19 protein-coding genes are annotated in these 22,192 nt (G+C 34.0%); 9 read left to right on the top strand and 10 right to left on the bottom strand.

The genetic code is table 11. The annotated features are described in order from the left end of the window. Position 1: 1 nt before the first annotated feature. The 5 genes from ACYQ5R_RS07705 to argH are packed head-to-tail and all read left to right on the top strand — an operon-like array spanning position 2 to position 4,255. Positions 2–961, top strand: coding sequence for an N-acetylornithine carbamoyltransferase (locus ACYQ5R_RS07705; protein ID WP_460190338.1), 960 nt, complete (start codon positions 2–4; stop codon positions 959–961). Further along, positions 958–1,137, top strand: a complete 180-nt coding sequence (locus tag ACYQ5R_RS07700) for a hypothetical protein (protein WP_460190337.1) — start codon at positions 958–960, stop codon at positions 1,135–1,137. The genes ACYQ5R_RS07705 and ACYQ5R_RS07700 overlap by 4 nt, the downstream gene beginning before the upstream one ends. Then, positions 1,130–1,912 (top strand): acetylglutamate kinase, encoded by a 783-nt coding sequence (gene argB, locus ACYQ5R_RS07695; protein ID WP_460190336.1) that lies wholly within the window; start codon positions 1,130–1,132, stop codon positions 1,910–1,912. The genes ACYQ5R_RS07700 and argB overlap by 8 nt, the downstream gene beginning before the upstream one ends. Further along, a complete protein-coding gene (locus ACYQ5R_RS07690; protein WP_460190335.1) occupies positions 1,909–2,967 on the top strand; it encodes a M20 family metallo-hydrolase in 1,059 nt (352 codons plus the stop codon). The genes argB and ACYQ5R_RS07690 overlap by 4 nt, the downstream gene beginning before the upstream one ends. Position 2,968: 1 nt before the next feature. Beyond that, entirely contained in the window at positions 2,969–4,255 is a 1,287-nt protein-coding gene (gene argH, locus ACYQ5R_RS07685) for an argininosuccinate lyase (RefSeq protein ID WP_460190334.1), read from the top strand. A 487-nt stretch (positions 4,256–4,742) separates the two neighbouring features. Here argH and ACYQ5R_RS07680 read toward each other — a convergent pair whose 3' ends face one another. The 6 genes from ACYQ5R_RS07680 to ACYQ5R_RS07655 all read right to left on the bottom strand — a co-directional run bounded on the left by ACYQ5R_RS07680 (position 4,743) and on the right by ACYQ5R_RS07655 (position 12,500). Next, positions 4,743–5,921 carry a hypothetical protein gene (locus tag ACYQ5R_RS07680; protein ID WP_460190333.1) on the bottom strand — a complete coding sequence of 393 codons (1,179 nt, stop codon included), beginning with the start codon at positions 5,919–5,921 and terminating at the stop codon, positions 4,743–4,745. Positions 5,922–6,013: 92 nt separating this feature from the next. Then, on the bottom strand, positions 6,014–8,356 hold the full coding sequence (locus tag ACYQ5R_RS07675) for an arylsulfatase (RefSeq protein WP_460190332.1): 2,343 nt from the start codon (positions 8,354–8,356) through the stop codon (positions 6,014–6,016). Between the two features lie 192 nt (positions 8,357–8,548). Beyond that, a complete protein-coding gene (locus tag ACYQ5R_RS07670; RefSeq protein WP_460190507.1) occupies positions 8,549–9,415 on the bottom strand; it encodes a pseudouridine synthase in 867 nt (288 codons plus the stop codon). A gap of 81 nt (positions 9,416–9,496) precedes the next feature. Beyond that, positions 9,497–10,387, bottom strand: a complete 891-nt coding sequence (locus tag ACYQ5R_RS07665) for a geranylgeranylglycerol-phosphate geranylgeranyltransferase (RefSeq protein WP_460190331.1) — start codon at positions 10,385–10,387, stop codon at positions 9,497–9,499. A 46-nt stretch (positions 10,388–10,433) separates the two neighbouring features. Then, positions 10,434–11,363 carry a mevalonate kinase family protein gene (locus tag ACYQ5R_RS07660; protein ID WP_460190330.1) on the bottom strand — a complete coding sequence of 310 codons (930 nt, stop codon included), beginning with the start codon at positions 11,361–11,363 and terminating at the stop codon, positions 10,434–10,436. A gap of 63 nt (positions 11,364–11,426) precedes the next feature. Further along, complete coding sequence (locus ACYQ5R_RS07655; RefSeq protein WP_460190506.1) at positions 11,427–12,500, bottom strand: diphosphomevalonate decarboxylase; 1,074 nt, start codon at positions 12,498–12,500, stop codon at positions 11,427–11,429. Between the two features lie 75 nt (positions 12,501–12,575). Between ACYQ5R_RS07655 and ACYQ5R_RS07650 the strand changes: the two genes are divergently transcribed. Next, positions 12,576–12,809 carry a hypothetical protein gene (locus ACYQ5R_RS07650; protein WP_460190329.1) on the top strand — a complete coding sequence of 78 codons (234 nt, stop codon included), beginning with the start codon at positions 12,576–12,578 and terminating at the stop codon, positions 12,807–12,809. A 50-nt stretch (positions 12,810–12,859) separates the two neighbouring features. Here ACYQ5R_RS07650 and ACYQ5R_RS07645 read toward each other — a convergent pair whose 3' ends face one another. From ACYQ5R_RS07645 to ACYQ5R_RS07630, 4 genes are all read right to left on the bottom strand, one after another. Beyond that, on the bottom strand, positions 12,860–14,071 hold the full coding sequence (locus tag ACYQ5R_RS07645; RefSeq protein WP_460190328.1) for a BaiN/RdsA family NAD(P)/FAD-dependent oxidoreductase: 1,212 nt from the start codon (positions 14,069–14,071) through the stop codon (positions 12,860–12,862). Then, entirely contained in the window at positions 14,068–14,418 is a 351-nt protein-coding gene (locus ACYQ5R_RS07640) for a GIY-YIG nuclease family protein (RefSeq protein ID WP_460190327.1), read from the bottom strand. Before ACYQ5R_RS07640 ends, ACYQ5R_RS07645 begins: the two co-directional genes overlap by 4 nt. A 44-nt stretch (positions 14,419–14,462) precedes the next feature. Next, on the bottom strand, positions 14,463–15,389 hold the full coding sequence (locus tag ACYQ5R_RS07635; protein ID WP_460190326.1) for a GYDIA family GHMP kinase: 927 nt from the start codon (positions 15,387–15,389) through the stop codon (positions 14,463–14,465). A gap of 81 nt (positions 15,390–15,470) precedes the next feature. Next, complete coding sequence (locus ACYQ5R_RS07630) at positions 15,471–16,748, bottom strand: hydroxymethylglutaryl-CoA reductase, degradative (protein WP_460190325.1); 1,278 nt, start codon at positions 16,746–16,748, stop codon at positions 15,471–15,473. 137 nt (positions 16,749–16,885) lie between these two features. Here ACYQ5R_RS07630 and ACYQ5R_RS07625 point away from each other — a divergent pair, with 137 nt between their 5' ends. The 3 genes from ACYQ5R_RS07625 (at position 16,886) to ACYQ5R_RS07615 (ending at position 22,191) form a co-directional block, all read left to right on the top strand. Next, a complete protein-coding gene (locus ACYQ5R_RS07625) occupies positions 16,886–19,027 on the top strand; it encodes a S9 family peptidase (protein WP_460190324.1) in 2,142 nt (713 codons plus the stop codon). 35 nt (positions 19,028–19,062) lie between these two features. Further along, positions 19,063–20,595, top strand: a complete 1,533-nt coding sequence (locus tag ACYQ5R_RS07620; RefSeq protein ID WP_460190323.1) for a peptide MFS transporter — start codon at positions 19,063–19,065, stop codon at positions 20,593–20,595. 66 nt (positions 20,596–20,661) lie between these two features. After that, positions 20,662–22,191: a peptide MFS transporter gene (locus ACYQ5R_RS07615; protein WP_460190322.1), complete on the top strand. Its 1,530-nt coding sequence runs from the start codon at positions 20,662–20,664 to the stop codon at positions 22,189–22,191. The last annotated feature ends 1 nt before the right edge of the window (position 22,192 follow it).

The raw sequence follows: 22,192 nt of genomic DNA, 5'->3' as shown, positions 1-22,192 counted from the left end.
AATGAAGCATTACACACATATCAATCAACTAGAAAGCTTGCAAAACATAGTTCAAGAGGCCATTACTATTAAAGAGAATCCGCTACAAAATGAGCAATTAGGAAAAGGTAAAACTATCTGCTTATTATTTTTTAATAATAGCTTAAGAACACGATTGAGTACTCAGAAGGCTGCTCAAAACCTTGGCTTGAATACTATTGTTATGAATTTTGGTAGTGAAGGATGGCAATTGGAGTATGAAGATGGAGCTATTATGGATAAGAATAAATCTGAACATATTAAAGAAGCGGCAAAAGTTGTAGCACAGTATTGCGATATTGTAGCTATCAGGGCGTTTGCTTCTTTAACAGATAAAGAAAAAGATGAAGCTGAAATCGTCATCAATAGTTTTAAGGAATTAGCAGGTATTCCAGTTGTAAATTTAGAAAGTTCTACCGGACATCCATTACAAGCTTTAGCAGATGCCATAACCATAGAAGAGCATTCTGTTTCTCATAAAGCAAAGGTAGTTCTTTCATGGGCGCCACATCCAAAAGCATTACCACATGCCGTAGCAAATTCGTTTATTGATATGATGCATTTACAAGATGCAGATTTTGTAATAACACACCCGAAAGGCTACGATTTGAATCCTGAAATTGTAAAAGGAGCAACCGTAGAATACAACCAAGAGAAGGCCTTTGAAAATGCAGATTATGTGTACGTCAAAAATTGGAGTTCGTATCAAGACTATGGTCAGGTAAAATCAAGTGATGCTAGTTGGACAATAACGAATGAAAAAATGGCCGTAACAAATAATGCAAAATTCATGCACTGTTTACCTGTTAGAAGAAATGTGGTAGTGGCTGATGATGTGATTGATTCTGAAAATTCTTTGGTAATTGAACAAGCAAATAATAGAACATACTCAGCGCAGGTAGTGCTGAAGAAAATACTAGAAACTTTAAATCATAATAAATGAATAAAAAAGTCATACCTTATACAATAGTCATAGTATCATTTATTCTATTGATTATAAATGTGTATAATTTAGATTTTAGCAATTTAAATCAGAATTCATTTTACGGAATTATATCGAATACATTTTTAATGGCATTTGGACTTTATTTAATTTACCAGATTAGAAAAGATGGCTAAACCAAAACTACAAATCGTTAAAATTGGAGGTAATATCATTAATGATACTGAAACGTTATCTTCCTTTTTAATTGATTTTGCACAATTAGATGGATATAAAATTTTAGTTCATGGTGGAGGAAAACGTGCCACAGAGCTAGCTAAGTCTATTGGTTTAGAGCCAAAAATGATCAATGGAAGACGTATTACCGACGAAGCTAATTTAGAGATTGTTACGATGGTGTATGCTGGATTACTCAACAAAAATATTGTAGCTCAATTGCAACAAAATAAGTGTAATGCTCTTGGACTTTCTGGTACAGATGTAAACAGCATTCAAGCTCATAAACGTATTGTAAAAGATATCGACTACGGCTTTGCAGGAGATATAGATAGCGTAAATCACAAAGCAATAAATGTGTTTTTACAGAATGAAATGACTCCCGTATTCTGTGCCATTTCACATGATAAGAAGGGACAATTATTAAACACAAATGCGGATACCATTGCATCAGAAGTTGCCATTGCTATGTCGCAACTATACGATGTTTCTTTGATATATACTTTTGAAAAAAATGGTGTATTAAAGAGTATTGAAAATGATCATTCAGTTATAGAAAATATCAACTCAAAATCTTATAATCAGTTAAAAGAAGATGGAATAATAGCAGATGGCATGCTCCCTAAAATGCTTAATTGTTTTAATGCCCTTGAAAAAGGAGTATCTGAGGTTAAAATTGCAAGTTCATCTATTTTAAACAAGCCAAATCAATCTCATACAACCTTGGTATTATGATAGAACAATTAACCTTGGAAGCCATAGAGCTTCTTAAAAACCTAATTCAAACACAGTCTTTTTCAACAGAAGAAGAGGAAACTGCGATACTCATTGAGAATTGGTTTAACAACTATAGTATTCCGTTTGAAAGAAGCGGCAATAATATAATTGCTTACAATAAGAATTTCGACAAGAATAAGCCAACATTATTATTGAACTCTCACCATGATACTGTAAAGCCTAATGCTGCGTATACGAAAGATCCATTTGACGCTCATATTGAAGATGGTAAATTATATGGTCTAGGAAGCAATGATGCCGGTGGTTGTTTGGTATCGCTAATTGCTACCTTTACTTACTATTACAATCAAGATAATTTAAATTACAACATTATAATTGTCGCTTCTGCCGAAGAAGAAAGTTCAGGAGCTAATGGTTTGAATAGTACCTTAAAATTGTTACCTGAAATTGAATTTGCCATTGTTGGAGAACCTACTTTAATGAATTTGGCAATTGCCGAAAAAGGGTTGGTTGTTTTTGACGCAGTGGTTAAAGGAACACCAAGTCATGCAGCACATCCTAATGATGACAACTCTATTTATAATACCATCAAAACCTTAGAATGGTTTAGAGATTTTAAATTTGAAAAAGTTTCTGAGGTCTTAGGTGAGGTGAAGGTAACAGTTACACAAATTAATGCTGGCAAACAACACAATGTAGTTCCTGCAGAGACGCATTTGGTAATTGATGTAAGGGTAAACGACAAATATTCTAATCAAGAGGTATATGATATTTTAAATGAATTAGCTCCTTGCGAATTAAAACCCCGATCTTTACGCTTGAATTCTTCAGCGATAGACAAGCATCATCCAATTGTACAAGCAGGTAGTGCAATGGGGCGAGAAACTTATGGTTCTCCTACCCTTTCAGATCAAGCAGCGCTGAGTTGTCAATCACTAAAATTAGGACCTGGTGATTCGACTAGATCACACAGCGCAAATGAATTTATATATGTGTATGAAATTGAAGAAGGAATTAAAATTTACATTGAATTATTAAGCAAAATAATATAACATGAAACTTTGGGATAAAGGCTTTAGTACAGATAAAAAAATAGACATTTTTACGGTAGGTAACGATCGTGAATTAGATACCATTATTGCCAAATACGATGTTATTGGAAATAAAGCCCACGCGGCCATGTTGGCCAAAATAGGTCTGTTGACTTCAGATGAAAATCAAGCTTTACAAGACGAACTCGACAATATTATGACTACGATTGAGGCAGGTACCTTTACTATAGAAGATAGTTTTGAAGATGTACATTCTAAAGTAGAACATCTACTTACAGAGAAGTTAGGCGATACTGGTAAGAAAATACACTCTGCCCGATCAAGAAACGATCAAGTTTTAGTAGACATGCATTTGTATTTAAGAGATGAATTGGCAGAGATTAAAAACCTGACTACATCATTTTTCAATCTATTAATTTCGCTTTCAAAAAAGTATAAAAAGGTTTTATTACCAGGATACACACATCTACAAGTGGCGATGCCATCTTCTTTTGGCATGTGGTTTTCAGCCTATGCCGAAAGTTTGATAGATGACATCTATTTTCTAAATGCTGCAGAAAAGGTAACAAATCAAAATCCATTAGGCTCTGCGGCAGGATACGGAAGCTCTTTCCCGATTGACCGAACAATGACAACAGAATTACTGGGATTTGAAACCTTGAAATACAACTCTATTGCTGCACAAATGGGTCGCGGAAAATTAGAAAAATCCGTTGCATTTGCCATGAGTAGTTTAGGTGCAACTTTATCTAAAATGAGTATGGACATTTGCTTGTATATGAGTCAAAATTTTAATTTCGTTTCTTTTCCAGATGAGTTAACAACGGGCTCGAGCATTATGCCACATAAAAAGAACCCTGATGTTTTTGAATTGATTCGTGGCAAATGTAATAAGCTACAAGCATTACCATATGAACTAACACTCATATCAAATAATTTACCAAGTGGCTATCACAGAGATTTACAGTTATTAAAAGAAGGGATTGTTCCTGCAATTCAAACATTGAAATCATGTTTAGAAATGATCACTTTTTCAATGGAACAAATTCAAGTTAATGAAGACATTTTAAGTGATCAAAAGTACTTATACCTTTTTAGTGTTGAAGAAGTAAACAAGTTTGTACAAAATGGCACACCTTTTAGAGATGCTTATAAAATAGTAGGCAAAAACATTGGTGAAGGCAACTTTAATCCTGAGAAAAAAGTACACCATACGCACGAAGGTAGTATTGGTAATTTATGCCTCGATAAAATTGAAGAAAAAATGAAGATAGCCTTAGAATCCTAGGGCTATTTTTTCTCATTCTTTAGGATTTAAGAAGGATGTATAACTCTATCATATAAGGCGATCAATCCTTTTATTTTAATCAGATCTTAAAATAAAAAAAGTTCCATTTGACCCTATTACAAAGTCAATTCCTTATTAGAATAAGTGCAGACCTTTTACAATTTTTTTTAAATTAGGATTAGGTAGTACTTTAAGTTCATGGTGATTAGATAGGTTTTAGTACTACAGTAATAAACCCTTGCTCTTTAGGTATTTGGAATAGCGTTATGAATTAAGAATAATCTTCGTAATAATGATACTATAATAAATTTTGGAAATCCTAAAACTCTAAATATATGTAAACAACTACAAAAAGTTACATTTAGTAACGTGATTCTCTAACTGCTATCTTTTTTACTTAAGTCTGCGTATTGAGATACCCGATCACCATAAGGAAAAATTCGTAATATATAATTTAGCCTGAAATTACTGATAATAACATAGATAACTAAAACACCTCTTCAATTCCAAAATATATACCTGCATTACCACCCTTTCCAACACCAATATCTGCTCTTAGATTTATTTTTTCCTTCTTATTAAATAGAAAACGAATGCCTGATCCTACACTATATTTTAACGTTTGAAAATCATATTTTACTATATCTTCAGACACATTACCTAAGGCTCCAAATACAACAAACCCCCATCTTTTCGAAAAATATTGTCTGTACTCTACCTGACTCATTAAATAAAAATTATCTCTATATCTACCATAGAAAAAACCTCTCATCTGTTTTCCTCCCATAGATGGTAAGGCGTAAAAAGGAGTATCTCCAACTGTAGATTCAACATATACATTTGCTGCTAATACACGATCTCTTTTTTGTCCCAATTTGAAATAATGTCGCACATCCAATTTAAATTTCGAATATGTAAAATCTCCTAAACCGGTATAAAAAATTACAGAAAAATATTGGTACCCACCTTTGTTCGGATAAAACAAATGGTCTCTAGAATCCCAAACCAAATCACCCCCAAATCCCACAGCAGTTCCTCCATCATTTCCTATTAAATCCTCATCTAAAAGTAATTCGTTATTCAATTTATCTTCAATGGTTGTATGATCTACATCTATTATTAAACCTGATCTATCAGAAGAAAACAACAAAGGAGGGATTTGTAATTTAATCGTTCCTGCAAAGGTAGTCATGGTATAAGGGGCGTTCTCATAATCTTCAGTTTCATCGCCAATTCCCCAATATTTATTTACAAAATACCCGTAACTAACTGGGAGTTGAATTACCAATTTATTATCATTAAAATAGAACGAACTATTCATACTAATCTTGTATTGCTTATTCGTTGAATAATAGCCTCCAAATCCTATTTTTGATGGTTTTATTTTTTTTCCTTCATCAGTATAAAAAACATAAATTCCTCCAGCACCTACTGCAAATTCACTTTCTGGAGTATAAAAGACATATGGGTATGCATTAAAAGATGATTCTCTTTTAATTGAATCGCTATTTTTATTATCTATTTCTTCTATATAAACTTTAGATATAACATTGTTTGTAAGCGTATCTACTTCTTTTAAATTTTGAGCATTTAGTGTAACACAGAAAAACATCAAAAAGAGTAAACAGATATGTAATTTGGAAATTAACAATTGGAATTTTTGCATTTCAATTTTTTAAATTTTCCTTCCTAAATTAAAAAAAGGCAATCACTTTTAATTGCCCTTTTATAATTTAATTCTCACAATTTTTAATTTTGTTATTTTAACTCAACCAAAACCTTGTCAATTTTGCCCGTAAATTTTGTTTCATAAGGCCCATACCCTATACCTTCAGCTACAGGAGTTTGGTTATCTAAACCAACATCTGCAGTTTCATCTGCAGAGAATATATTTGGTTGTGTGCGTTCAATTCTACCTTGACCACTTGTTCCATCAGAAACTTTTAAAGTAGCATCACCTCCTTTACCATTTCCCCCTCCATCATATTCAAAATTAAAGGTTAATGTCGCTTTTCCGGGTTTTAATTTTTTACCTGTAGAAATAACATAACGTTCTAATCCCAAAAAGTTATAAGTAAATTCTGGAACGCCTTTTCTTAAATATAATGACCATCCTCCAAATCTGCCTCCTTGAGAGAGAATTACGCCATTATCGCTATCATTCATAACCTCAATATCAGCCGTCACACTAAAGGATCTATTCTTAATATTTATAAAGCTATTCTCCAACATTCCTTCCATACCTTCATACAATTTCAAACTCGTTCTTCCTCCCATGATATCTGGTCTACCAGCAATCGCAGGATTTGTACGCTCTACCACCCTATCATCAATTGGTAGTACATTGTATTTATATGCTTCCGCCATGAATAACTCTTGCATTTCTTTGAGTCTTTCTGGATGTTGACCAGCAATGTTATTGGTTAAACTAAAGTCATCTTTTACATAATATAAATCCCACACATCATCTTCTAATGGGCCGAAGCCACTCATCTCCCAGGGCGCTCTATGCAACGTTCTAGCAAACCAACCATCGTGATACAATGCCCTATTACCAAATAACTCAAAATACTGAGTAGTATGTCTTTCAGCAGCATTTCGATTGTCGAAAGTATAAGCAAAACTAGTTCCCTCAATTGGTGTTTGCGGCACACCATTTACCACTTTAGGTTCTGGCAAACCTGCCATTTCCAAAATAGTTGGCACCACATCTATGACATGTGTAAATTGACCTCTAATACTATTCTTGTCTTTCACTTTATCTGGATAATGCACTATCATACCAGTTCTTGTACCTCCAAAATCTGAAGCAATTTGTTTGGTCCAAGTAAATGGAGCATCAAAAGCTACGGCCCAACCTGCTGCCATATGAGGGAATGTATTTGGCATTCCCCAATCATCTAATAAAAGTATTAAATCATCAACTTTTTCTTCAACAAAATTAAAATAAGTCATTTCATTATACATACCTACCATTCCTCCCTCGGCACTTGTGCCATTGTCCCCAGCAATAAATATGATCATTGTATTATCAAGTTCTCCTATTTCATCAATCGCATCAACTAATCTTCCAATTTCATAATCAGTCATCTCAACAAATCCAGAAAATACTTCTGCTTGTCTAGCAAATAATTTCTTTTCATTTTTAGAAAGCTGTTTCCAATCTTTAATGTCCTCTGGTTTTGGGCCAAGATTGGTGTTCTCTGGAATTACTCCCATAGCTTTCATATTTTTGGTTGACTCTTCTCTTACCTTATCCCAACCTTTATCGTATTTACCTTTATATTTATCTGACCACTCCTTAGAAACGTGGTGAGGAGCATGTACCGCCCCTGTTGAGAAATACATGAAGAATGGTTTATCAGGTGTCATAGATTGTTGAGCCTTTACCCAATTAATCGCCTGATTTGTCATGTCAGTTGTAAAGTGATAATTCTCCATTTTAGGTGGATTCACCTTTTTTATACCATCAAAAATTAAAGGTGCCCATTGGTCTGTTTCTCCGCCAATAAAACCATAGAACTTATCAAAACCTTGTCTTGTTGGCCAACGATCAAAAGGACCAGAAACACTTGTTTCCCAAGCCGCAGTTTCATGCCATTTACCAAAAGCAGCAGTGTTGTAACCATTCAGCCTCAATGTTTCAGCCAACGGAGCTACACTGCTTGGCAAGGAACCTGTGTTACCAGGATAGGCTGTAGATGTTTCCATAATTGAACCAGTGTTACAGGTATGGTGATTTCTACCCGTTTTGATTGCCATCCTTGTTGGAGAACACAATGAAGTTGTGTTAAAATTATTAAATCTAATACCTCCATCAGAAAGTCGGTCCATTGTAGGAGTGTTAATTGGCCCTCCAAATGCAGAGGTAGCACCCAACCCTAAATCATCAATCAAAACGATTATTACATTTGGTGCATCCTTAGGCATTTTAACCTCAAATGGAGCCGGAGGTGTCGTGTTTCTTGCATCAAGCTCTGTATATTTCTTTGGAGCTGGTGGCACTACTGGTAAAATCTCTCGATTTATTGTTTCTTGTGCCACTAAAGAACATCCAAAAATTAATGCAAATAGTCTTAAAATTAACTGTTTCTTTTTCATAGATATTTTTTACTAATTATTAAACAAATATTTAGATAATCAATATACTAAAAATTAAACACATTTCATAATTAGCATTTCTAAATTAAAATCAATAAACCATTCTCATTCAGCATTTTATTTTGCATTATTTTTTAGTTAAACAAAAAAAGGTAGCCATGTGGCTACCTTTTTTAATTAAGTTTGAGCAATTTAAAGCATCTGCAAATTAATCACTTCTTGCTGTGTTAGATGTCTATAATGACCTCTTGGTAAATTCTTTTTGGTTAGACCTGAAAAAATAACTCGGTCTAATTTGGTTACAGTATACCCAAAATGATCAAAAATCTTTCTTACAATTCGGTTTCTACCTGAATGTATTTCAATACCAACTTCTGTTTTAGGCTGTCCTTCTATATAAGAAATAGCATCTACATAAACCATTTTACCTTCTAACATAAAATTCTCTCCAATAGCTTGTAAGTCTTTTAAGGCTAATTTCTTATCTAAAGTTGCATGATACAACTTACGAACGTTGTGTTTGGGATGTGTTAGTTTTTTTGCCATTTCACCGTCATTGGTAAATAACAATAAACCCGTAGTATTTCTATCCAATCTACCCACTGGGTAAATGCGTTCTTTAGAGGCACTTGCAATTAAATCCATAACAGTTCTTCTACCACGGTCATCCTCCATGGTAGTAATGTAATTTTTAGGCTTATTCAATAACACATAACGCTTGGTTTCTTGCGTTAATAACTGTCCATCAAAATGCACTGTATCTGTTGGCTGCACCTTGTATCCCATTTCTGTTACAATCTTACCATTTACAGAGGCATTACCTGCGGCTATAAATACATCAGCTTCTCTTCTAGAACAAACTCCTGCATTGGCAATAAATTTATTCAGTCGAATCCCATCATTAGTCCCCTTTTTAGGTTTATCTGAAGAAGCCTTTTTAAAGTTCTTAACGCGTTCTGGATGTGCTCTAAAGTTTTTTGTATTCTTCTTTTTAGAAGATGATTGAGGAATGTTTTTTTTAGCTTGTCGTCCTCTCGACGATTTCTCTCTGGCCATAATTTCAAATTTTGTGCAAAGATACGAGATAAAAGGATTTTGAACACTATAAAACTTATAAGTTTTTCAGTTCAAATTAATTAGCTATAAAACCCTCTCAATAAGCAATGAAGTATCAATAAGCATTAAGGCAAAAATTCCAGTAAAAATCAATAGTTTAATAAGATTGTGAAGGAGTCTATATCTATTCTTTGTATCTGATTTCCATAGCAAAAAGACGAATAGAGGAATTCCGAGGATGGTAGCAAAAAAGTAAACTTTCATCCAACCAATTTCTGGGTATTGCCATAAAATAAATAAAGGTAAAAACATAGCGATACTCAAAAATGAAATAAGTTTTTTGGTAAACTTTACACCATAACTGATAGGCACCGTTTTATAATTAGCTAACAAATCACCATCCATGTTTTCAAGATTTTTTATCAACTCTCTTATCAGCAATAAGGCATATAAGAAAAAGGCATGAACAAATATGATTACTGAAAAGTTCTTAAAGTATACAAATACTACAAAAAAGGGCAATATTGTTAGCATAGCTGCCATTACTACTCCAATAACCGGGTATTTCTTTAACTTGTGTGAATAGAACCAAATAAGAAAAATATACACCGAAAAGAATGCTGCAGCTTTCCAAGAAACTAATAAACCTAAGCAAGCACCTATAAAGTTAAGTGTAAAGTATATTGATAACTTGGTATTCTGACTGACATAACTATCAATTTTCGCTTTAACTGGCCTGTTTATTTGGTCTGTTTCTTTATCGTAAAAATTATTAATTATATACCCTGCAGATACAACACATACCGTTGCAAGAACTACCAAAAATAATTGTGAATCTAATAATACCGCTCCCAAAGAATGTTCAGGGGAAAATATAAAAACCGCGGCTAAATATTGCGCTATAACCAATGTTAGCACATTGTAACCTCTAACCACAGAAAACAAACTAAATACTTTTAAAGCCAGCTGTTTCATGGTTGTTGGTTGGTTAGACATAAAATCTTAAGAAATTAGGACTCTATTAGAATTTATAAACCAATTCGAGTTTGTAGTCTTTAAGCAACTCCTTAGCACGCTCATAGTCTTCTGTAAAGCCTAAAATATAGCCTCCACCACCAGAGCCGCATAGCTTTAGGTAATATGAATTACTCTCAATACCTTGCTGCCATAGTTGATGAAAAGCCTGAGGAATCATAGGCTTAAAGTTAGATAGTACTACTTTCGATAATTGCTTTACATTGCTAAAAAGAGATTTTACATTACCATGTAAAAAATCATCAATACAAGCATCTGTATATTTTGCAAAGTCTTCGTTCAACATTTTTCTAAAACCTTCATTTTTCATTTTATTCATAAAAATGTTGACCATTGGAGCAGTTTCTCCAATCATTTCAGAATCTAATAAAAACACAGCACCTTTACCTTCTTGTTTCTGTGAAGGAATGCCGGTAGGCTCTAAATTATCTTTTGAATTAATAAGAATAGGAATACTCAAATATGAATTTAAAGGATCTAAACCAGAACTTTTACCGTGAAAATTAGACTCCATTAAAGAGAAAATCTGTTTAAGTTTTAACAATTTTTCTCTAGTTAAGTTTTCTAAAACAGTAATCTTATTGTCAGCATACTTATCGTATATTGAAGCAACCAAGGCACCAGAACTACCTACTCCATAACCTTGCGGTATGCTTGAGTCAAAATACATACCATTATTTACATCAGACTTTAACTCATCTAAACGAAAGGTTACTAAATCTGAATTCAGATTTGATAAATACTTGTAAAATGCCACCAAACTTTTGTTGGAAGCTTTAGCCTCTTCTGTTGGATTCTCCGAAATTTTCAGGGCTCCTTGGAATGAATTATATGGTATTGCCAAACCTTTAGAGTCTTTAATAATTCCATACTCACCAAACAGCAAAATCTTCGCGTAAAACAGGGGTCCTTTCATGATGTATATTTTAAAATAATTAAACCTCTTAAAGCATAATTATTTTGAGGTAGTTTCATTCTGTTAATTTAATTGACGTGCACCATCACCTAAACTATCGCAAATATACTGATTATTTTGACACAAAGGTGCTAATTCAGTTTCTATAAAACTCATAACCTGTTGTTTCTCAACTTCTGGATATAAGACATGTACATTCGCTCCCGCATCTAAAGTAAAGCAAATTTTTGAGTCATTCAGTTTTCTAAATTCCCAAATTTTATTAATAATTGATAGCGTATTCGGCTTCATTAACATAAAATACGGATTACTAGTAAGCATCATGGCGTGTAGGGTTAATGCTTCGCTCTCCACCAAGTTTATAAACGCATCAAGATCGCCGTTAATCAAAATATCCTTCATCTTTACTATATGATTATTAGCTTGTGCAAATCGTTGCTGCGCATATGGGTGTCCATGCATTAAATTATGCCCTACTGTACTACTTACTTGTTTCTCTCCTTTATCCACTAACAAAATAGTGTCTTGGTAATTCGTAAAATTCAAATGCAATTCGCCATCAAAAGGAACTCCAAATAAATCTGAACTTTCATTTATCTGCTCATGACCTCCCCATACAACAACGTTTCCTTTTACACTTCTACAAGCACTACCTGAACCTAATCGCGCTAAAAATGATGCTTTTTTATAAAAGTAATCATCTGTCATTTCAACTTCGCTCAAAGTACGTTCTATACTCATTATACACAACGCTAGTGCTCCCATTCCACTTGCAGATGAGGCAATACCACTACTATGCGGAAAAGAATTTTCTGACTCGACAGTAAAACTATAGTCTGACAAATACGGGCAATAATTTTCAATTCGTTTAAAAAACGTAGCGATTTTTGGTTTAAAAGATGCTTTCTTCTGCCCTTCAAAAATAACTTCAAATTGAATCTCCTCTTGCTTTTCAGAAACAGGATTAAAACTCAACGTGGTTATTGTATGACAATTATTTAGCGTAAAACTAATAGAAGTATTTTCAGGAATTTGCGGGTCTCTTTTACCCCAATACTTAACTAATGCAATATTACTAGGACTTTGCCAAGTAACTTTTCCAGATGTAATTGGCTGCTTCGAGACTGCAGCATACATAAAGTCAGTTTCTGTCACGATAAAGATGTTTTTGCAAAAATAAGATTAATTACTTTTGCCGCACAATATTTAATTATGAGTCGAAAAATAAAATTGATTTGGGATTTTAGGGGTCCTGCTGGATTAAAAACTGCAGAACATCATGCCATCCATTTAAAAGAATTTGCACAAATTGAAAAATTGCACTTTTACCAGGTAAACTCTGTAGAAATTTCAGACATGCACGCCATTGCTTTTATTACAGTTGACGAAACTGATATGAAAACTTTTAGGGATGCATTGAAGCCTCATAGAGGGGTGTTGGCATAATTTATTTTATCAAAAAGCCTAAAAATGATATCCAACAGATAACAAAACTTCTATTTTACAACCACAGCATTGCCTACAATAAATCCTCCGGTCCATGCATTTTGAAAGTTAAAACCTCCTGTCACAGCATCTATGTTTAGAACCTCACCCGCAAAGAAGAGATTTGGGTGAATTTTGCTTTCAAATCGTTTAAAATTCAATTCTTTCAAAGCAACACCTCCAGCTGTTACAAACTCATCTTTAAAGGTGCTTTTACCGTTCGCATTATAAACGCCCTCTGTAAGTTGTATTGCGAATTTTTGAAGTACTTTATTTGAAACATCTGCCCATTTAGAACCTTCCTGAACTCCAGATGTAAGTGCCAATCGATCCCATAAGCGCCTAGACATATCCTGAAATGGTGACTTACCTATAACTTCTTTTCTTGGTTGTGTAGCTTTTAACTGTTTTAAGGTTTCTAGCACTTCGTCTAAATCTTTAGACAACCAATTAACGATTACATTGTATTGATAATTCTTTTCAGCTAGAATTCTCGCTCCAAAAGCTGATAATTTTAAAACTGCAGGTCCGCTCATACCCCAATGTGTTATTAGCAATGGTCCGCTTGAGCTTAACTTAGTCTTGGCTATTTTAACAGTTGCGTTGGATACAGAAACACCCATTAATTCATGTAATCTTGGGTCATTGATATTAAACGTAAATAGAGAAGGAACCGGAGTAACAATAGAATGCCCAAGTTTCTTACACAACTCCCATACTTTAGGATTACTTCCTGCAGCTATAAGTAACTTGTCAGCAATAAATTCATCCTGCTTAGTACTAATTTTAAATTGACTACCTAAAGGATCAATTGACAACACATTCTGTTGCAACTTAACCTCAACCCCAGCCTTTGCGGCACTATTAGTTAAACAATCTATGATGGATTGGGAAGAATTTGATACAGGAAAAATTCTATTATCGTTTTCAATTTTCAATGCCACACCTCTGCTTTCAAACCACTCCATAGTATCTCCTGTCATGAACTGATGAAACGGACCCAATAACTCCCTTTTACCGCGAGGATAAAATTCTACCAACTCTTTCGGAGTAAAACAAGCGTGCGTAACATTGCATCTTCCGCCTCCTGAAATCTTTACCTTTTGAAGTACATTTTTTCCCTTTTCTAGAATTACTACTTCTAATTTAGGATTAGCCTCTGCAGCAGTTATTGCTGCAAAAAAACCTGCCGCACCACCTCCAATAATTATTAGCTTACTCATGTATTATTTTCTTTGGAGTTAATGGTGGCTGAGCGTAGTCGAAGCCACTCTTTAAAATGGGTACTATTTTTACACTCTGCTAATTTTGGCAATAGCTCATAATTCTTATTTATCAGAGCTAATTTCTTTTCTCGCCTCCATCCTTGAATCTGCTTTTCTCTCTCGAAAGCTGCACCTATAGTTGTACACACTTCTAAATACACCAATGTAACTGGTAACCGATTTCGAGTATGATTAGAACCTCTTCCCATTTGATGTTGATTTAATCTTTGCTCCATATCAATCGTACTTCCTGTATAAAAAGAACAATCAGAACACTTTAATATGTATACAAAACCTTTTTTCATAATTTAATGTGGTTTCGACTACGCTCAACCACCAGAATTCAATACTATAAAATCATCTCATCAAATGGTAATACCGTCTCAAATCCTTTAGACTTAAAATAAGCAGGTGTATTCTTATCACCAGTTACCAACACAAAATCTCCACCCCAAGCGCCTAAACTTTTAATGGCTCCAGGGTAATCAGCAAATAAAACCTCTTTTACTGGTTTATTTCCAATAATGCTACTAATCAATGCTTCATGCTCGTTAACAAGTTGCTCAAAATCTTCAATAGTTTTAGCAGATTCAAATTCTTTTGTTAACTGATTTACTTGTCTTAAAGCTTTATCAATATCAAATTCTTTTTGACGATAACGTGCAATACCCTTCTTACTATCTTGCTTAATATTTAAATGAACAAAATACAAATGCTCTTTAAAGCTAGGATTAAATGTTACCTGGTTTACTTTTGGAACTTTATTGAAATTACTAAATATAATTGGGGTATTGTTCTGAGCACAAGCAATATCATACCCACTACCTCCAAAAGAGTTCCAAAGTAATTTAAAGGCATCAATACCCGCCCAAGAAGCAATATTGTTAATCAAGGTAGAAGAAGTACCTAATCCCCAATTTCTAGGAAAGTTCAAACGAGTTTTAACATGACAACCTTTTTGCAAAAATGATGGATTCATATCTCGTGCCTTTAACAAAATATCGCTGAGTGTCAAGGCTATAGATTCTTTTGGATCCTCAGAAGTTGCATCAAACGTTTCTGAAACTATCCGTAAATCATTTAATCGAAACTCTGCTTGAAACCAACAATTATTAGAAACATCGAAACTCTCCCACACTACCATCTCTTGTACTATAGATTCTACCACTAAGGTTTGACCAAACTTAGTAGGTAGTGCCAAGGCATTGGCCCCATCTAACACCAAGTATTCTGCCGTAATTAATAATTTTCCGTTGGAATAAAACTCTTTGTTCATATATACTCGGGTGACTGAGCAAAGTCGAAGTCACAATTCATTTTAAATATCTCTTACTATCAACAGTGGTTTCGACTACGCTCAACCACCAGTTTTCATTCGCTCATAAGCTTCAACAACAGCACTATGAGATACTTGTTTATTTGCAAAATAATTCAACAAATAATTCTTCTCATCTTCTGTTGCATCTAACTGTTTAATAATATTTGAAAGGTGCATTTTCATATGACCGTGTTGAATACCCGTAGTTGTTAATGCTCTTAAAGCAGCAAAGTTTTGTGCTAATCCTGCCACTGCCACAATTTTCATCAATTCTTCAGCGCTAGGATTTCCTAACATATCTAAAGACAATTTGGCCAAAGGATGTAAAGCTGTCAATCCTCCAACTGTTCCTAAGGCAAGGGGAATCTCAATCCAAAATCTAAAAATACCATCTTTTACTTCGCAATTGGTTAAACTCTTATATCGTCCAGATTTGGAAGCATAAGCATGTGCGCCCGATTCAATTGCTCTAAAATCATTGGCTGTTGCCAACACTACAGCATCTATACCATTCATAATTCCTTTATTATGAGTTACAGCTCTATGTGGCTCAACATTGGCTATATCAACAGCTTGTTTAAACTTTTGTGCATATAGCTCAGGATTCTCGTGATACAATTCTTCTACAGGACAAGATACCTCAGCATGTACCAAACATTCTGGCACATAATTAGAAAGTATGCTCATTACAATTTGAATATCATCCTTTTCAAATGCAGAAGCAATGGCCTCTAAACAAGAGTTGATAAAATTGGCACCCATTGAATCTTTCGTTTCAAAAGTGACATGAATCTGATAGTAATTCGCTAATTCTTCCGTTTTATCACGCAATTCAATTTCCAAAATTCCGCCACCACGTTTGCGCATATTTTTGGTTATGCCTTCTGTAACAGTATAAAACTCATCAATCTTTGAGTCAAAATAAGATTGCAATTCATATGTATCTCCTTCATACATAAAATGCACTTGACCAATTTTGGTAGTAGAAATTACGTTGGCTTTGAAACCTCCACGTGTACTCCAAAATTTTGCCACCAATGAAGCTGCTGCCACCACACTACTTTCTTCAACTACCATAGGAATTACATACTCCTTGCCCTCTATTACAAAATTTGGAGCTACTCCATATGGTAAATAAAAATTGGATATTGTATTTTCAATAAAGTCATCGTGAAGATCTTGTAATACTTTATTCTCATTCCAATACTGACTTAAGGTTTTGTAAACTTCTTCACTACCGTTGAAAAAAGTTTTAATCAGCCAATCTATTTTTTCTTGTTTGGTGAATTTCGAAAATCCACTAACAGTTTTAGTCATGCTTATTTGTTTTTGCTCTACAAAGATACTTCAATCTTGTCAAAATCTGAGCACAACTATTTTTCCCTTTTTTTAACACGAAATTTGCTGGAATTATCGTAAAATTGACGAATTTTTTTACAAATCACCACAATTATATGAACAAAATAATCATCCTTTTTTTAGGGTTCACTACCCTATTACAAGCACAAAAAACAAATATTACATTAGAAGACATTTGGAAAGACGGTACGTTTAGAGCCGAGTCTATGAATTCATTAAACTCTATGAATGGTGACTATTACTCTCTTTTAAACAGAGAAGGAAGTACCACTGTAGACCAATATTCATATGAAACTTTAGAAAAGGTAAGTACTATTGTTGATAGTAAAGATTTGGATGCGATTGAAAGTTTTCAGTCTTACTCTTTTAATAACGATGAGTCTAAATTAATTCTAGGCACCAACTTTAAACCTATTTTTAGAAGATCATTTCTTGGTACTTTTTACGTGTATGATATTGCCTCGAAATCTTTGGAATTAATTGGTAAAGACATTCAACGTCCTACTTTTTCTCCAGATAGCAAGAAAGTAGCTTATGCTAAAGACAACAACTTATTTATAAAGGATTTTGAAAACAACACCAATACACAGGTAACGGATGACGGTAAAAAAAACCATATCATCAATGGAATTACAGATTGGGTTTACGAAGAAGAGTTTGCTTTTGTAAAGGCCTTTGAATGGGGTACAAACAGTGATTATTTAGCGTTTTTAAGATTTGATGAAAGTGAAGTGAAAACATTTTCTATGGATGTTTATGGCACTGGCAAATATCCTACTCAAGAAGTGTTTAAATATCCGAAAGCAGGAGAAGACAATGCCAAAGTAACATTACACATGTACTCTTTAAATACTCGTAAGAGTGTATCGGTTGACTTAGGAGATTATGAATACATTCCAAGAATCAATTGGACCAACAATGATGATTTACTTGCTGTTCGTATCTTAAATCGTCATCAAAATGATATGAATTTATTTTTTGTATCAGCTGCTACTAATGCGGTTTCTCTTGTTTTAAATGAAAAAGATGATGCCTATGTAGAAGTGAATGACGATTTGACTTTTTTAAACGATAATAGTTTTATCTTGACAAGTGAGAAGGATGGGTTTAATCACATTTATCACTATTCAAGTAATGGTGACTTAATTAACCAGATTACAAAAGGAAACTGGGAAGTAACTAAATACTATGGTTACAATGCGAAAAAGAAAACTATTTATTACCAATCAGTTGAAAACGGATCTATTAACAGAGGTGTATATAGCATCTCTTTAAAAGGAACTAAAAAAACAATTTTAGGCGAAGTATCTGGAACAAATAACGCATCATTTAGCAGTAATTTAAACTACTTTATAAATACTTATTCTGATGCTAATACTCCAAATGTTTACACTTTAAGAAATGCTAAGGGCAAAGTACTAAAAACCATTATTGACAACAAGACACTTAAAGAGAAGGTCGCTAATTACAATATAAGTCCAAAAGAATTTTCTACAATAGCAGTTAATGGTGTTGAGTTAAACATGTATACTATTAAACCTTCAAATTTTGATGTAAATAAGCAATATCCTGTATTGATGTATCAATATTCAGGTCCAGGATCTCAAAACGTAGCAAATCGTTGGAATGCCTCTAACGATTATTGGCATCAAATGTTAGCACAAGAAGGTTACATTATTGTTTGTGTAGACGGAAGAGGAACAGGTTTTAAAGGTCGTGACTTTAAAAAGGTAACGTATCTAAACCTTGTAAAACATGAGACTGAAGATCAAATAGCTGTTGCTAAAGAAATAGCTAAACTACCTTATATTGATGAAACTAGAATTGGTATTTGGGGATGGTCTTATGGTGGACATATGAGCACAAACTGCCTATTAAAAGGTAACGACATTTTCTCGGCAGCAATTGCAGTGGCTCCTGTTACTACATGGCGTTTTTATGACACTATTTATACTGAGCGTTACATGAGAACTCCAGAAGAGAATCCTTCTGGCTACGATGACAATTCTCCATTAAATTATCCCGAATTATTAAAAGGTAAATACTTACTAATTCACGGATCAGGTGATGATAATGTACATGTTCAAAACAGCTATAGAATGGCCGAGGCATTGGTACAAGCAAACAAGCAATTTGAAATGGGAATGTACACTGATAGAAACCATGGAATTTATGGTGGAAACACGAGATTACATTTGTACACAAAAATGACTAACTTTATCAAAAATAATCTTTAAAAGATTGTTTTAACTCAACCTTAATTTATTCAAATATGTCAGATACATCTGTAAACACCAAAGAACAAGAAATGTTCGGTCATCCTAAAGGCCTATTTTACTTGTTCTTTGCAGAATTGTGGGAACGTTTTAGTTTCTACGGAATGAGAGCATTGTTAATGCTCTATATGGTTAATGAAATTTTTAAAGCTCTTGCCGAAAAAGATGCTGCAGCGGCGGCTGTTTATGCTTCTTATGGCTCTTTAGTATACGCTTCAACAGTTATCGGAGGTAGGATTTCAGATAAAATATTAGGTATGCGAAGCTCCATCTTTTTAGGTGGAATTTTAATGGCTATTGGTCATTTTGTTTTAGCAATAGAAAATGATATTGCCTTTTTTATGGCGCTTGCCTTTATTGTAGTAGGAAATGGATTCTTTAAACCAAATATATCAACATTTGTAGGCTCCCTTTATAAAGATGGCGATAGAAGAAAAGACTCTGGATTTACCATTTTTTATATGGGTATTAACATTGGTGCCTTTGTATCTCCATTATTATGTGGATGGCTCGGTGAAACATACGGTTGGCATTACGGTTTTGGATTAGCAGGAATCGGAATGTTAGCAGGTTTAATATTCTTTTGGAGCGGAATTAAAAAGAATGTTTTTGGTGACAAGGGTTTACCACCAGACCCAGAAATATTTGAAAGAAAAGTAATGGGTATTCCTCAAAAAACGTTTATTCCTATTGTTGCATTTTTAGCAACTCCCGTAATTGCTTATTTACTTTCAGCATACAAAGCCATTGGTGGTGGTGAAACATTTTTAGGAGATAAAAACCCAGTGAATATACTCTTCGTTCTTATTGGCTTAAGTGTTTTGGGGTATATGGTATTTATCTTGATCAATTCAAAACCAGATGAACGAAAGAAGTTAATTATGGCAGTATTAATTACTTTCTTTATGACTTTATTCTGGGGATTCCATGAATTATCAGGTAGTATTATTACCTTATTTGCTGATAGAAATGTAGACTTGACCTGGTTAAATGCTTCGCAAACTAACTCGTTAAATCCAGTATTTATTATTTTACTTTCTATACCAGTGTCAATATTGTGGGGCTATCTTTCTAAAAAAGGATTAAATCCTCGAACTCCTTATAAATTTGGTTTAGGACTAGTTTTGGCTGGATTGAGTTTCTATGTGCTTGGTTTAAGTGCTGGTAGTGCTAATGAAAACGGATTGGTACCGTTGAGTTATTTAGTAGTAATGTATTTAATTCTATCGATTGGTGAGTTATTCATGTCGCCTGTAGGATTATCAAAAATTACAGATTTATCGCCAAAACGTATTGTATCATTTATGATGGGTGTTTGGTTTTTATCTTCTGCTTTTGCATTCCAAATTGTTGGATTTATCTCTAAACAATTATCGGTAGAAAGTACTGATGAAAATGTTGGAGGACTTGAAACATTAGGCATGTACACAGACGGATTTACCTTAATTGCTCAATACGCATTAGGTGCAGGATTGATTGTATTAATATTTGGCCCACTAATGAAAAAGTTAATGGGCAGCGTACACTAAAAACAAAACATATAACAAAGCCTTACCTTTTTGGTAGGGCTTTTCTTTTTAAACTACTTTTTGATTATGACAACAACTGAAACTAATGAATTTAGTCTTCTAGGTCACAAACCCGCATTGTTTGTATTGTTTTTTACAGAAATGTGGGAGCGTTTTTCCTATTACGGTATGCGAGCCATTTTTGTACTGTTCTTAACAGCTCCTTTTGTAGAAGGCGGCTGGGAATGGTCTAATGAACGTGCATTGGGTCTTTTAGGTATTTATACGAGTTCTGTATATATCACTCCTTTAATCGGTGGCTGGATTGCCGATAAATTTACAGGCTCGCAGATTGCCGTTGCGCTCGGTGCGTTGGCAATGACCCTAGGTCATGGCTCATTGGCTTTTGAAACAGAATTTATGTTTTATGTTGGTGTTGGCCTATTAATAATTGGTAACGGTTTATTTAAGCCAAATGTTACTTCTGTTGTTAGTGGTTTATATGACAAGTATCCAGAAAGAAAAGATGGCGCCTATACTATATTTTATATGGGTGTAAACTCTGGTGGTTTTTTAGGAGTACTGTTATGTGGATTCTTGGCAAGTAATTTAAACTATTCATGGGGATTCGGATTAGCAGGGATTTTTATGCTTTTAGGTATGCTACAATTTTGGTTTGGTAGAAGCATTTTTGGAGATGTTGGAAAAGAACCTAAAAAAATAGATAAAAGTGCCACTAATATTGAGGAAAATAAAGTACCTGCGCACATACAACGCGACCGTTATATTGTAGTTGGTATCTTAGCGTTCTTTGTTGTTTTCTTTTGGGCGGCATTTGAACAAGCAAGTGGTTCTATGACAATTTTTGCTCGTGATTATACCCAACGTGATTTAATTGGTAACGCCGCATCTACTTTTAAAATCATTGATACACTTATAACCATTGTGCCATTGTCTATCATTACATGGGTATTATTAAAGTTATTCGGACAAACGTTTAAAAAAATTTCGCTATCTAATATTGTGCTAGCAGCAAGTTTTATTGGTATTTGGGGACTCGCTATTTGGAAATTAAGTGTCATATTGCCTAAAGATTCTGCTGAAATTGAAGCTTCATGGTTCTTGATTTTAAACTCATTATTCATTATTACATTGGCGCCTATTTTCTCAAAAATTTGGGAAAGTAAATACAACCCATCGGCAGGAGTGAAATTTGGAATGGGGCTCTTATTACTTGGTTTAGGTTTTGCCGCTTTAGCTTATGGTTCATCTGCTATACCGCAAGGAGCAAAAACCGCATCGGTTAGTGTTGTATGGTTAGTTTTAGCCTACTTATTACACACTATGGGCGAATTGAGTTTATCTCCAGTTGGTCTTTCATATGTTTCTAAGTTGGTTCCACCTAGAAAAATTGGAACCATGTTCGGTATATGGTATTTGGCCATCGCCGCTGGAAACTATTTAGCGCAATTTGTGGGAGGGTATATTGATGTAATTGTAGAAAAATACTCAATGAGTATATTTTTCTTAATCTTTACTTTAATAACTACCGCAGCTGGATTAATATTGATTGTAATAAATAAATGGATGAAGAAAATGATGCACGGAGTACATTAAA

The sequence above is a fragment of the Urechidicola sp. KH5 genome (assembly GCF_054661455.1).
Note: the sequence above shows the minus strand (reverse complement) of the source record. Positions and strands in the feature narration are given on the sequence as shown.

Coding starts and splice junctions, on each gene's coding strand:
- ACYQ5R_RS07705 (WP_460190338.1), top strand. CDS start 2: ATGAAGCATTACACACATATCAATCAACTAGAAAGCTTGCAAAACATA.
- ACYQ5R_RS07700 (WP_460190337.1), top strand. CDS start 958: ATGAATAAAAAAGTCATACCTTATACAATAGTCATAGTATCATTTATT.
- argB (WP_460190336.1), top strand. CDS start 1,130: ATGGCTAAACCAAAACTACAAATCGTTAAAATTGGAGGTAATATCATT.
- ACYQ5R_RS07690 (WP_460190335.1), top strand. CDS start 1,909: ATGATAGAACAATTAACCTTGGAAGCCATAGAGCTTCTTAAAAACCTA.
- argH (WP_460190334.1), top strand. CDS start 2,969: ATGAAACTTTGGGATAAAGGCTTTAGTACAGATAAAAAAATAGACATT.
- ACYQ5R_RS07680 (WP_460190333.1), bottom strand. CDS start 5,921: ATGCAAAAATTCCAATTGTTAATTTCCAAATTACATATCTGTTTACTC.
- ACYQ5R_RS07675 (WP_460190332.1), bottom strand. CDS start 8,356: ATGAAAAAGAAACAGTTAATTTTAAGACTATTTGCATTAATTTTTGGA.
- ACYQ5R_RS07665 (WP_460190331.1), bottom strand. CDS start 10,387: ATGAAACAGCTGGCTTTAAAAGTATTTAGTTTGTTTTCTGTGGTTAGA.
- ACYQ5R_RS07660 (WP_460190330.1), bottom strand. CDS start 11,363: ATGAAAGGACCCCTGTTTTACGCGAAGATTTTGCTGTTTGGTGAGTAT.
- ACYQ5R_RS07655 (WP_460190506.1), bottom strand. CDS start 12,500: ATGTATGCTGCAGTCTCGAAGCAGCCAATTACATCTGGAAAAGTTACT.
- ACYQ5R_RS07650 (WP_460190329.1), top strand. CDS start 12,576: ATGAGTCGAAAAATAAAATTGATTTGGGATTTTAGGGGTCCTGCTGGA.
- ACYQ5R_RS07645 (WP_460190328.1), bottom strand. CDS start 14,071: ATGAGTAAGCTAATAATTATTGGAGGTGGTGCGGCAGGTTTTTTTGCA.
- ACYQ5R_RS07640 (WP_460190327.1), bottom strand. CDS start 14,418: ATGAAAAAAGGTTTTGTATACATATTAAAGTGTTCTGATTGTTCTTTT.
- ACYQ5R_RS07635 (WP_460190326.1), bottom strand. CDS start 15,389: ATGAACAAAGAGTTTTATTCCAACGGAAAATTATTAATTACGGCAGAA.
- ACYQ5R_RS07630 (WP_460190325.1), bottom strand. CDS start 16,748: ATGACTAAAACTGTTAGTGGATTTTCGAAATTCACCAAACAAGAAAAA.
- ACYQ5R_RS07625 (WP_460190324.1), top strand. CDS start 16,886: ATGAACAAAATAATCATCCTTTTTTTAGGGTTCACTACCCTATTACAA.
- ACYQ5R_RS07620 (WP_460190323.1), top strand. CDS start 19,063: ATGTCAGATACATCTGTAAACACCAAAGAACAAGAAATGTTCGGTCAT.
- ACYQ5R_RS07615 (WP_460190322.1), top strand. CDS start 20,662: ATGACAACAACTGAAACTAATGAATTTAGTCTTCTAGGTCACAAACCC.